This window comes from Antribacter soli, from assembly GCF_021568775.1.
Classification (GTDB): Bacteria; Actinomycetota; Actinomycetes; order Actinomycetales; family Cellulomonadaceae; genus Antribacter; species Antribacter soli.
In genome coordinates, this window is record NZ_JAKGSG010000002.1 from 51,327 (window position 1) to 61,659 (window position 10,333).

A 10,333-nucleotide genomic window follows, 5' to 3' on the forward strand; every position below is an offset into this window, starting at 1 on the left:
GCTACAGCGCCGCGGCGCGGGCCGCCGCGTGGAAGGCGAGGATCTGCAGCTCGCCGCCGACGTCGACCGAGCGGACCACGACGTCGTCGGGCACCTGGAGCGCCAGCGGCGCGAAGTTGAGGATCTCCCGCACCCCGGCCCCGACCACGCGGTCCGCGACGTCCTGGGCCACGTGTGCCGGGGTCGCGAGCACCACCATCGAGACATCGTCGCGCGAGATCACCGCGGCCAGGTCGTCCACGTGCTCGACGACGTGCCCCGCGACACGCGTCCCCACGACCTCGGGCGAGGCGTCGAGCAGGGCCGCCACCTGGAAGCCGCGCGCCTCGTACCCGGAGTAGTTCGCGAGGGCATGCCCGAGGTTGCCGATGCCCACGATCGCGAGCCGGTGCTCGGTCTCGAGGCCGAGGGCGACCGTGATGTAGGAGGCGAGCGACTCGACGTCGTACCCCACGCCGCGCGTGCCGAAGGACCCCAGGTAGGACAGGTCCTTGCGGAGCTGGGCGGAGCTGACACCCGACCGTTCGGCCAGCTCGGACGACGACGTCGTCGTCACCCCCTGGGCCGCGAGGTCGCGCAGTGCGCGCAGGTAGTAGGGCAGTCTCGCGACCGTTGCTCCCGGCACTGCGGCATCACTCGGCTCGCTCACCATGCGCACTCCCTCCCCATGACGACGTCGTCCGGGCGACCCGTACACACACTCGTGGACAGATCATGCCAGGCGGCGTGCCAGCCGCGCTGCATCCACGCGCCAGAAGCCCTGCTGGACGCCGTCGACCTCGACGACGGGGACGTACTCGCCGTACTTCTCCACGAGCGCCGGGTCGGTGTCGACGTCGACCTCGCGCCACGCGGTCCCCGCCGCAGCGCACACCGAGGCCACGACCACGCGCGCGTCCTCGCACAGGTGGCAGCCCTCCCGCGTGTACAGCACCACTCTCTCCACCGGGCCAGCGTACGTAACGGTGGCGGGAGCCCGGAGCGCGCGACCGACCGGCGGTCACCGTGGCGCGCGAAGCGCGTCCGCCGCGCGGATATCGTGTACCGCATGTCGACGCCTACTCCGTCCGCCACCGCGGCGTTCTTCGACGTCGACAACACGATCATCCGCGGCGCGAGCGCCTTCCACCTGGCCCGCGCCGCCTACCAGCGCCGGTTCTTCGGCACGCGGGACCTCCTCAAGTTCGCCGTGATCCAGGCCCGCTACCTGCTGTTCGGGGAGTCGAGGGAGCAGATCGACGTGGTGCGCGAGCGCGCCCTGTCCCTCATCGCGGGCCGCTCGGTCGCCGAGGTCACCACGCTCGGCGAGGAGGTGTACGACACCGTCCTCGCGCTGCGGATCTTCCCCGGCACGCGCCGCCTGCTCGAGGAGCACCTCGCCGCCGGCCACCAGGTGTGGCTCGTGACCGCGACGCCGGTCGAGATCGGCGCCCTCATCGCGCGACGCCTCGGCGCGACCGGCTGCCTCGGCACGATCCCCGAGCACCGGGACGGCTTCTACACCGGCCGGCTCATGGGCGACCTCATGCACGGGGCCGCGAAGGGGCAGGCGGTGCGCGAGCTCGCCAAGAGGGAGGACCTCGACCTCACCGGGAGCTACGCCTACGGCGACTCGCTCAACGACCTGCCGATGATGCACTCCGTGGGGCACCCCTGCCCCATCAACCCGGACGGCCGGCTGCGCCGGCACGCACAGGAGGTGGGCTGGCCCATCCGCGAATTCCGGGGCCGAGGGCAGCGGAACGCCGGGCGCGGCCTGCGCACGGCCTCGTGGGCGGGCGCGGCGTGGGTGGCGGGGTTGGTGCTGCGGGCTCTGCGCCGTCGCCTCCGGGGGCGCTGAGCCCGACGAGCCCGGACGAACCGCGAGGGCCCGGCTCCTTGCGGAGTCCGGGCCCTCGGCGGGTCACTTCTTGTTGCGGCGCTGGTGACGCGTCTTGCGAAGCAGCTTGCGGTGCTTCTTCTTGGCCATACGCTTGCGGCGCTTCTTGATGACGGAGCCCATAGGTCCTCACATTGTTCGATCGGTCGGCGGCGGCCCTGCTCCGGGCCGCTCGGCGAGATTGGTCCGCGGTTGGTCCGGGACGATGACATCGAGACGACGTCGGCCGACCAACACGAGAGGGAGTCCGTCCGCCAGAATACCCGCTCCGGCAGTCGGGCCAGTAATCGAGCGGCTCAGTCGTGTGGTCGGTCGCCTGAGCCTGCGACTCCGCTCCGGGCGGGTGCCTCGTTCCTCGGCCCCCACCCTGCGCTGCGCCTCCGGCTCAGTCGTGTGGTCGGTCGCCTGAGCCTGCGACTCCGCTCCGGGCGGGTGCCTCGTTCCTCGGCCCCCACCCTGCGCTGCGCCTCCGGCTCAGTCGTGCAACGGGTCCAGGCCCAGGAGCGGGAACACCGCCCGGCGGGTTGCGGCGACTGCGCGGTCCACCGGGTCGGCCGGGTCGTACCCGTCCCGCCAGGGCCGCCAGTCCGGCGCGGCGACGCCGAGCGTCGCGGCAGGCTCGAGGCCCGACATCGCCTCGGCCACCGCGCGCCACGCCTCCGGCAGGGCCATGCCGTGCTCGAGGGGAGCGTGCGCCGCCTCGGCGACGAGCGCGGCCCAGGCGAGCGGGACGACGTCGACCACGGCGTAGCCGCCTCCGCCCAGCGCCACCCAGCGGCCCTGCGCGACGTCGTGCGCGAGCCTGTGCACCCAGGCCGCGGCGGTCCGCTGGGCGTCGACGTCGACGTCGAGGTGGGCCAGCGGGTCCAGCCCGTGCGTGTCGCACCCGTGCTGCGACACGACGGCCTGCGGCTCGAACGCACGCACCGCCGGCAGCACGACGGCGTCGATCGCCCGTAGCCACTGCCCGCCGTCGGTCCGGGCGGGCAGCGCGACGTTCACCGCGGTGCCTTCTGCGAGCCCCGCGCCGCCGATGTCCGAGGCGTGCCCCGTCCCCGGGAACAGCGTGCGGCCCTCCTCGTGCACGGACACCGTGAGGACGCGCGGGTCGTCCCAGAACAGAGCCTCCACGCCGTCGCCGTGGTGCGCGTCGAGGTCCACGTAGGCGACGCGCTCGGCGCCGAGGTCGAGCAGGCGGCGGACCGCCGCCGCCGCGTCGTTGTAGATGCAGAAGCCCGACGCGGAGCCGCGCTGCGCGTGGTGCATGCCGCCCGCGACGTTGACGCCGTGCTGCACGTCCCCGGACCAGACGGCGTCGGCGAGGTCGACGGAGCCCCCGAGCTGCCGCGCGGCCGCATCGTGCATCCCCAGGAAGATCGGGTTGTCCTCGGTGCCGAGGCCACGGGACTCGTCCGGGACGAGGCGCGTGCCGGCGGCGCGGACCGCGGCCACGTACTCGGGGTCGTGGACGGTCTGCACGACGGCGTCGCTCGCCACGGGCGCGCCCGTCACCTCGATCCCCGGCGCGTCCAGGAGGCCGAGCTCCCGGACCAGCCGCATCGTGAGGTCGAGGCGGGCGGGTGCCATGGGATGCCCGGGCCCGAAGTCGTACTCGAGCAGCTCGGGGCTCCACACCAGCCGGGCGACGCGCATGCCGTCACGGTATCCGACGCGTGGCGTGGCAGGCTGGGGCACCGTGAGCCGTGAGACAGGAGGCACGATGGCGTCCGAGGTGCGGGAGTGGGGCTTCGGCCTGCGCGACCTCCTGGACCGGGTGGCGCGGCGGTCGCCGGCAAGGCTCGCCGTCTCGGTGTTCGCGCTCGTCATCGCCGTGTTCACGGTGCTCCTCCTGGCACCCTGGGCAACGGCGTCAGGCGAGTCCGCCCGGTTCGTCGACGCCCTCTTCACCGCGGTCTCGGCGGTGTGCGTGACCGGGCTGGTCATCGCGGACACGGCGACCTACTGGTCCATCTGGGGGCAGGTCGTCATCCTGCTCGGCATCAAGATCGGCGGGCTCGGCATCATGACGCTCGCCTCGCTGCTGGGCCTGGCCGTGTCCCGCCGGCTCGGGCTCACGCAGAAGCTGCTCACGGCGACGGAGGTGAAGACCGAGCGCCTGGGCGAGGTCGGGTCGCTGCTGCGCGTCGTCATCGTCACGACGACCGCGCTGGAGCTGACGGTCGCCGCGGTGCTCTTCCCCCGCTTCCTGGTGCTCGGGGAGAGCGTCGGCGAGGCTACCTGGCAGGCCGTCTTCTACGGGATCTCATCCTTCAACAACGCGGGCTTCATCCCCACCCCAGAGGGCCTCGTGCCGCACGCGGGCGACTGGTGGCTGTGCCTGCCCATCGCGATCGGCGTGTTCCTGGGCTCCCTCGGCTTCCCGGTGATCCTCAACCTCATGCGGACCCGGCGCACCCGGCCGCGGCGCACCTGGCGGGCCTTGTCGCTGCACTCCAAGCTCACGCTCGTCATGAGCCTGTGGCTCGTGGCTGCCGGGACGGTGCTCTTCGCGCTCCTCGAGTGGACCAACCCGCGCACGCTGGGCGCCCTCGACACGGACGACAAGATCCTGGCCGCGCTCTTCGCGGGCGTCATGCCCCGGTCGGGCGGCTTCTCGACGATCGACATCGGGCAGATGCACGAGTCGTCGTGGCTGATCACCGACGCCCTGATGTTCGTCGGCGGCGGATCCGCATCCACCGCCGGCGGCATCAAGGTGACCACGCTGGCGGTGATGCTGCTCGCGATCCTCGCCGAGGCCCGGGGCGACCGCGACATCGAGGTCTACGGCCGCCGCATCCCGCGCGACACGCTGCGCCTGTCCGTCGCCGTGGTGTTCGTCGGCGCGACGGCGGTGCTCGTGTCGAGCCTGCTGCTGCTGGAGATCACCGGGCTGTCGCTCGACGTGGTGCTGTTCGAGGTGATCTCGGCGTTCGCCACGGTGGGGTTGTCCACAGGGATCACACCAGGGCTCCCTGATGCGGGTAAGTTCGTGCTCTGCGCCCTCATGTTCGTGGGGCGCACCGGCACGATGACGTTCGCGGCCGCGCTCGCGCTGCGCGACCGCAGGCGCATCGTGCGCTACCCGGAGGAACGGCCGATCATCGGCTGAGGCATCGGCTGAGACCGAAGCTGAAGGCCACCCACAGACGAGAAGGTGACATGTCGGATCGAGGCGACCGCCCGGCGTCGGGCACAACTCCCGCGGCGCATGCCGCTGAGCGCAAGGGCCCGGACCGCGACGCGGGCGTGCTGGTGATCGGCCTGGGCCGGTTCGGGTCGGCCATCGCGTCGACCCTCGACCGACTCGGCCAGGACGTGCTGGCCGTCGAGCAGGACGCGCGCCTCGTCGCGCAGTGGGCGGGGCGGCTGCCGCTCGTCGAGGCGGACGCGTCGAACCCGGAGGCGCTGGAGCAGCTCGGCGCGAAGGAGTTCGGCGTCGCCGTCGTGGGCGTGGGCACGTCGATCGAGGCGTCCGTGCTGATCGCGGGCAACCTCGTGGACCTCGGTACCCCGCAGATCTGGGCCAAGGCCATCTCCGCCGAGCACGGGCGCATCCTCACCCGCATCGGAGCCCACCACGTCGTCTTCCCGGAGGCCGACGCCGGCGCGCGCGTGGCGCACCTCGTCTCCGGCAAGCTGCTCGACTACATCGAGGTCGAGGACGGCTTCACCATCGTCAAGATGCGCCCGCCGAAGGAGCTGCAGGGCTTCACGCTCGCGCAGTCGAACGTGCGCCAGCGGTACGGGGTGACGATCGTGGGCGTGAAGTCGCCCGGTGTGGACTTCGTGTACGCGACGCCGGAGACGCGCGTCTCGGCGAACGACCTCCTGATCTGCTCGGGCCACGCAGACCTGCTGGAGCGCTTCGCGGCGAGGCCGTAGGGACGAGGACGCCGGCTTCCTCGGGGACGGCCGGCGTTCATCCGCGCGTCACCGGGGTGCCACCGGGATCCGCGAGCCTCGGCACATGCGACGACGCCTTGCCGCCCTGCCGGCGGCCCTCCTGCTCCTACCCACGGTCCTCCTCGCGCCCGCGGCCGGCGCCGGTCCGGCCGGCGCCCGGCCCTTCTCCTCCGAGCCCGCCCTGGTCACGACGTCCGTCGAGACGCCGGTGCTCTACGACGACGACGAGGGCGGCAACGCGTCGGGTGACGACCCCGCCATCTGGGTGCACCCGTCCGACCGGGACCGGTCGCTGGTGCTCGCGACCGCCAAGGAGGGCGGCCTGCGCGTCTACGACCTCGAGGCGGCCGAGCTGCAGTCCCTCGCCGCCACGCCGGCGCCGCGCGCGGACGGCGTGGACGGCCGTTACAACAACGTGGACATCGCCTACGGGCTCCAGCTCGGCGGCACGACGGCGGACGTCGCCGTGGTCTCCGACCGCTACAACGACCAGCTCCGCTTCTTCGTGATCGACCCGGCCGGTTCGGCGGCCGCCACGCCGCTGCGCGAGGTCACGGCGCCCGAGCAGGGCTTCCTGTTCAGCCCGGACCGCGCCACCGTGGACGAGGAGCACACCGCGTACGGCGTGGCCGTCTGGCAGCCCGGCGACGGCGAGTCCTACGCCGTCGTGACGCAGGAGGGCGACACCACGATCGCGACGGCCCGACTCGTCGCCGCCGCCGACGGCGCCGTCGGCTACACGGACGTGGAGCACCTTGAGGTGCCGGGCTCCTTCCCGCTGCCCGACGGCACCACGTGGGTTCCGTGCCAGGAGCCGGGCGCGGAGCCGCAGCTCGAGGGCGTCGCCGTGGACCGGCGCACGGGCACGCTCTACGCCACGCAGGAGGACGTGGGCCTCTGGCGCATCCCGCTGCCGCTCGGCACCGGCGCGCCGCTGCTGCTGGACCGCGTCGCCGACTTCGGCGTGCACGACGCCTACGACCCCGAGTCGGGGGAGTGCGAGCCCCTCGACCCGGCGGCGCCCGGCTTCGGCGGTCCGAACCTCGTCGCCGACGCCGAGGGCGTCGACGTCTGGTACGGCCCCGGAAAGACCGGATACGTGGTGGTCTCCAGCCAGGGCGACGACCGCTATGCCGTCTACGCGACCGCCGACGGCAACCGCTCGCTGGGCACCTTCCGCGTGGCGGGCGACGGGATCGACGACGTCGACGGCTCCGACGGCCTCGCCGTGACGAACCGGCCCGTCGGCGACTACCGCGAGGGCCTGCTCGTCACGCACGACGAGCCGGAGACCGGCCCGGACGCCGACCCGGAGCGGGACGCCACGGGCTTCTCGTACGTCGACTGGGGCGCCGTCGCCGACGCCCTGCACCTGCGCGTCGACACCTCGGCGGGCAACGACCCGCGGTTCTGACGGCGGGCGAGTTCTGACGGCACCCGACGGCGGGCCGGAGGTTCCTTCCGCGAGGCTGGATGGGCCTGGCGGGAGGCCGCGAGGAACGAGCGGCCGGATGGTCGCCTCGCGGAAGGAACCTCCGGCCCGCCGTCGGGATACCTCGGGTGGCTCGGGTGCGACCCGTCCGCCGTCGGGCACCCTCAGGCCGTGCGGCGGCGCAGCGTGAGCACCCCGAGGACCACCGCGCCCACGATGAACAGCGCGATCACGCCCACGGCACCCTGGATGTCCGCCCACTCGTCGCCGCGGGCGAGCGACTGCATCGCCTCGATCGCGTACGTCAGCGGGAACACGCGGGACAGCCACTCGAGGAGCATGGGCATCTGGTCGCGCGGCATGATCAGGCCGCACGTGATGAGCTGCGGGAAGATGATCGCGGGCATCATCTGCACCGCCTGGAACTCGCTGCGGGCCAGCGCCGACGCAGCGAGGCCGAGGCAGCAGCCGAGGATCGCGTCGAGCAGCGCGACGACGATCACGAGCCCGATCGGCCCGGCGACGTCCATACCGACGAGCGTCGCGAACCCGACGACGACGAGCGCCTGCACGAGCGCCAGGTTCGCGAACGCCAGCGCGTAGCCCGCCACGAAGTCGCCCTTGCGGACGGGGGTCGTCATCAGCCGCTCCAGCGTGCCGGACTGCCGCTCGCGCAGCGTGGCCACGCTCGTGACGAGGAACATCACGGTGAGCGGGAAGAGGCCCACGAGCATGGGGCCGAACTGGTCCAGCACCGGCGTCCCGTCGAACATCCACGCGATGAGGCCGATCAGGAGGCACGGCAGCACCAGGACGAGCGCGATGGTGCGCCGGTCGGCCCGGAGCTGGGCCAGGACTCGCTCCGCGGTGGCGAAGGTGAGGTTCATCGTGCGGCCTCCTCGGCGGCGGAGCCTTCGATCAGGGCGAGGAAGGCGCGCTCCGCGTCGGGCGCGCCGGTCTGCCGGAGCAGGTCGGTGGGCGTGACGTCGGCGACGAGGCCGCCCGCGCGCAGGAGAAGCAGCCGGTCGCACTGCGTGGCCTCGTCCATGACGTGCGAGGAGACGAGGAGGGTGCGCCCGCCGCGCGAGAGCTCGCGGAACAGCGACCACAGGTCACGCCGCAGGACGGGGTCGAGCCCGACGGTGGGCTCGTCCAGCACGAGCAGCTCCGGGTCGCCGACCAGCGCCGCGGCCAGCGAGACGCGGGACACCTCGCCGCCGGACAGCGTCCTGACCACCTGCTTCTCGTGCCCGCCCAGGTCCACCTCGGCGACGACCCGCCCGACGGTCTCCCGCCGCCTGGCGGCCGGGACGCCCGCCAGGGCCGCGAAGTAGGAGAGGTTCTGCACCACGGTGAGGTCCCGGTAGACGGAGGCCTCCTGCGTCACGTACCCGACGCGCCGGCGCAGCGAGGGCGTCCCGGCAGGCAGGCCGAGCACGTCGACGGTGCCGGTGACCCGGTCCTGCACGCCGACGATGGCGCGCATGAGCGTGGTCTTGCCGGAGCCGGACGGGCCGAGCAGGCCCACGACGGACCCGCCCGGGACGTCGATGTCGAGCCCGGCGACGACGTTCTGCCCGCCGCGCTCGACGCTCAGCCCGCGGATGCGGATGGCCAGCTCCGCACCGGGCACGTTATTCACCATGCGATGAATTCTGCCCCTGTGCCATCGGCGGCGCAAGGCCCGGCGCGAGCTGTCCCGCGGCAGAGATCTCCCCCGTCAGGTACCGCTGGAGCGTGGGGCCCACGAGCGCGGCGACCTCGGCGGACGGGAGCGACGCCAGCGGCTCGACCCGCACCACGTACCGGGTCAGGAGCACGCCCGCCATCTGCGACGCGACGAGCCCGGCCCGCAGCGGCGCGTGGTCGACGCCGATCCGCCTCACGATCGGCCCCAGCAGCTCCGCGCCGAGAAACTGGGGCATGAGGGTGCGCAGGTCCGGGTCGCCGAGAATCGCGGGCAGCACGATCCGGACCGTGTCGCCGTAGTCGGCGTCCCACAGCGCGGTGACCGCCTGCACGAGCCGCTCTCCCAGGCGGTCGACCGGCCCGTCGAGCACCGCGCGCACGATCGCCGTCGGCTCGATGTCGCCCAAGCCGATCGTGGCCGTCAGCAGATGCTGCTTGTCGCCGAACCAGTGCCGGACCGTCCCGGGGTCCACGCCCGCGCGGCGGGCCACGGACCGCAGGGACGTGGCCTCGTAGCCGCGCTCGACGAACTCGGCGCGGGCGGCGTCCAGGATCTCGCCGCGCGCGTCCTGGCCCGCGGGCCGCCTGCCGCGGCGCGCAGCCGGCGCAGCCTCACCGACCGGAGCGGAAGGCGGGCCGGGGAGGTCGGCGGGCGGGACGTCGTCGGGCACCAACCCATTGTCGCCGAGACGACGCGGGAAGGCGGCGACCCTTGAGCGAAGGTACGACGAGCGCGTACGATCGACGGTATGACCACGAGTGTGAAACTCGGTGTGAGCCTGCCGAAGACCGATGTGGAGTTCCTGGACGACTATGCCGCCCGCTCCGGCTTGTCGTCGCGTTCGGCCGCCCTTCATGAAGCGGTGCGGAGCCTGCGCGATGCCTACCTCGAGGCGGCCTACCTCGAGGCGGACGAGGAGTGGTACGCCTCGGGTGAGGCAGGGGCGTGGGACGCCGTGGTCGCAGACGGGCTGGACGCCGACTGATGCGACGAGGCGACATCTGGTTCGTGGACCTCGATCCCGCACGCGGGTCCGAGGCGAACAAGGTCCGGCCTGTGGTGATCGTGTCGAACGATGCGCGCAACCGCGGTGCGAGCAAGAGCGGGCGCGGCGTCCTGACCGTGGTCCCGTTGACGAAGAGCACGGCGCGAGTCCTGCCCTTCCAGGTCCTTGTCCGAGCAAGTGCCGGGACCGGCCTGACGCATGACTCCAAGGCGCAGGCCGAGCAGGTGCGCGCGGTCGACGTGGAGCGGTTCGGGAACCGCGCGGGTGCCCTGAGCGCCGAGACCATGGCCGCGCTCGACGACGCGCTGCTGCTCCACCTCGGGCTCGACTAGAAACGCCGAAGTAGTGGGGGGGGGGGGGGGGGGGGGGCCCCGGGGGGGGGGGGGGGGCGGGGGGGGGGCGGCGGGGGGGCGGGGGGGA

13 protein-coding genes are annotated in these 10,333 nt (G+C 73.1%); 6 read left to right on the plus strand and 7 right to left on the minus strand.

The window, feature by feature from the left end; genetic code table 11:
- Nucleotide 1: 1 nt before the first annotated feature.
- Both L1785_RS00240 and L1785_RS00245 read right to left on the minus strand, forming a co-directional pair.
- On the minus strand, nt 2–652 hold the full coding sequence (locus L1785_RS00240) for a redox-sensing transcriptional repressor Rex (RefSeq protein WP_236087103.1): 651 nt from the start codon (nt 650–652) through the stop codon (nt 2–4).
- A gap of 60 nt (nt 653–712) precedes the next feature.
- Nucleotides 713–937, minus strand: coding sequence for a glutaredoxin family protein (locus L1785_RS00245; RefSeq protein ID WP_372461763.1), 225 nt, complete (start codon nt 935–937; stop codon nt 713–715).
- 111 nt (nt 938–1,048) lie between these two features.
- Between L1785_RS00245 and L1785_RS00250 the strand changes: the two genes are divergently transcribed.
- A complete protein-coding gene (locus L1785_RS00250) occupies nt 1,049–1,840 on the plus strand; it encodes an HAD family hydrolase (RefSeq protein WP_236087105.1) in 792 nt (263 codons plus the stop codon).
- A gap of 63 nt (nt 1,841–1,903) precedes the next feature.
- Here the strand turns inward: L1785_RS00250 and L1785_RS00255 are convergent, their stop codons facing one another.
- Nucleotides 1,904–2,002 (minus strand): 30S ribosomal protein bS22, encoded by a 99-nt coding sequence (locus tag L1785_RS00255; protein ID WP_003792170.1) that lies wholly within the window; start codon nt 2,000–2,002, stop codon nt 1,904–1,906.
- A gap of 351 nt (nt 2,003–2,353) precedes the next feature.
- Nucleotides 2,354–3,532 (minus strand): acetoin utilization protein AcuC, encoded by a 1,179-nt coding sequence (locus tag L1785_RS00260; protein WP_236087106.1) that lies wholly within the window; start codon nt 3,530–3,532, stop codon nt 2,354–2,356.
- A 67-nt stretch (nt 3,533–3,599) separates the two neighbouring features.
- Here L1785_RS00260 and L1785_RS00265 point away from each other — a divergent pair, with 67 nt between their 5' ends.
- From L1785_RS00265 to L1785_RS00275, 3 genes are all read left to right on the plus strand, one after another.
- Complete coding sequence (locus tag L1785_RS00265) at nt 3,600–4,991, plus strand: TrkH family potassium uptake protein (protein ID WP_236087117.1); 1,392 nt, start codon at nt 3,600–3,602, stop codon at nt 4,989–4,991.
- 50 nt (nt 4,992–5,041) lie between these two features.
- Nucleotides 5,042–5,764, plus strand: a complete 723-nt coding sequence (locus L1785_RS00270) for a potassium channel family protein (protein WP_236087107.1) — start codon at nt 5,042–5,044, stop codon at nt 5,762–5,764.
- Between the two features lie 85 nt (nt 5,765–5,849).
- On the plus strand, nt 5,850–7,199 hold the full coding sequence (locus L1785_RS00275) for a phytase (protein WP_236087108.1): 1,350 nt from the start codon (nt 5,850–5,852) through the stop codon (nt 7,197–7,199).
- A 182-nt stretch (nt 7,200–7,381) separates the two neighbouring features.
- On the opposite strand, the gene L1785_RS00280 is transcribed toward L1785_RS00275, so the two are convergent.
- From L1785_RS00280 to L1785_RS00290, 3 genes are read right to left on the minus strand one after another with little or no spacing between them, the layout of a single operon-like run.
- On the minus strand, nt 7,382–8,104 hold the full coding sequence (locus L1785_RS00280; protein ID WP_236087109.1) for an ABC transporter permease: 723 nt from the start codon (nt 8,102–8,104) through the stop codon (nt 7,382–7,384).
- Complete coding sequence (locus tag L1785_RS00285) at nt 8,101–8,862, minus strand: ABC transporter ATP-binding protein (RefSeq protein ID WP_236087110.1); 762 nt, start codon at nt 8,860–8,862, stop codon at nt 8,101–8,103. Before L1785_RS00285 ends, L1785_RS00280 begins: the two co-directional genes overlap by 4 nt.
- Nucleotides 8,852–9,577, minus strand: a complete 726-nt coding sequence (locus L1785_RS00290) for a TetR/AcrR family transcriptional regulator (protein WP_236087111.1) — start codon at nt 9,575–9,577, stop codon at nt 8,852–8,854. The genes L1785_RS00285 and L1785_RS00290 overlap by 11 nt, the downstream gene beginning before the upstream one ends.
- A 78-nt stretch (nt 9,578–9,655) precedes the next feature.
- Here L1785_RS00290 and L1785_RS00295 point away from each other — a divergent pair, with 78 nt between their 5' ends.
- Both L1785_RS00295 and L1785_RS00300 read left to right on the plus strand, forming a co-directional pair.
- Nucleotides 9,656–9,892, plus strand: coding sequence for a ribbon-helix-helix domain-containing protein (locus L1785_RS00295; protein WP_236087112.1), 237 nt, complete (start codon nt 9,656–9,658; stop codon nt 9,890–9,892).
- Nucleotides 9,892–10,245: a type II toxin-antitoxin system PemK/MazF family toxin gene (locus L1785_RS00300; RefSeq protein WP_283250168.1), complete on the plus strand. Its 354-nt coding sequence runs from the start codon at nt 9,892–9,894 to the stop codon at nt 10,243–10,245. The genes L1785_RS00295 and L1785_RS00300 overlap by 1 nt, the downstream gene beginning before the upstream one ends.
- Nucleotides 10,246–10,333: the final 88 nt, after the last annotated feature.

Coding starts and splice junctions, on each gene's coding strand:
- L1785_RS00240 (WP_236087103.1), bottom strand. CDS start 652: ATGGTGAGCGAGCCGAGTGATGCCGCAGTGCCGGGAGCAACGGTCGCG.
- L1785_RS00250 (WP_236087105.1), top strand. CDS start 1,049: ATGTCGACGCCTACTCCGTCCGCCACCGCGGCGTTCTTCGACGTCGAC.
- L1785_RS00255 (WP_003792170.1), bottom strand. CDS start 2,002: ATGGGCTCCGTCATCAAGAAGCGCCGCAAGCGTATGGCCAAGAAGAAG.
- L1785_RS00260 (WP_236087106.1), bottom strand. CDS start 3,532: ATGCGCGTCGCCCGGCTGGTGTGGAGCCCCGAGCTGCTCGAGTACGAC.
- L1785_RS00265 (WP_236087117.1), top strand. CDS start 3,600: ATGGCGTCCGAGGTGCGGGAGTGGGGCTTCGGCCTGCGCGACCTCCTG.
- L1785_RS00270 (WP_236087107.1), top strand. CDS start 5,042: ATGTCGGATCGAGGCGACCGCCCGGCGTCGGGCACAACTCCCGCGGCG.
- L1785_RS00275 (WP_236087108.1), top strand. CDS start 5,850: ATGCGACGACGCCTTGCCGCCCTGCCGGCGGCCCTCCTGCTCCTACCC.
- L1785_RS00280 (WP_236087109.1), bottom strand. CDS start 8,104: ATGAACCTCACCTTCGCCACCGCGGAGCGAGTCCTGGCCCAGCTCCGG.
- L1785_RS00285 (WP_236087110.1), bottom strand. CDS start 8,862: ATGGTGAATAACGTGCCCGGTGCGGAGCTGGCCATCCGCATCCGCGGG.
- L1785_RS00295 (WP_236087112.1), top strand. CDS start 9,656: ATGACCACGAGTGTGAAACTCGGTGTGAGCCTGCCGAAGACCGATGTG.
- L1785_RS00300 (WP_283250168.1), top strand. CDS start 9,892: ATGCGACGAGGCGACATCTGGTTCGTGGACCTCGATCCCGCACGCGGG.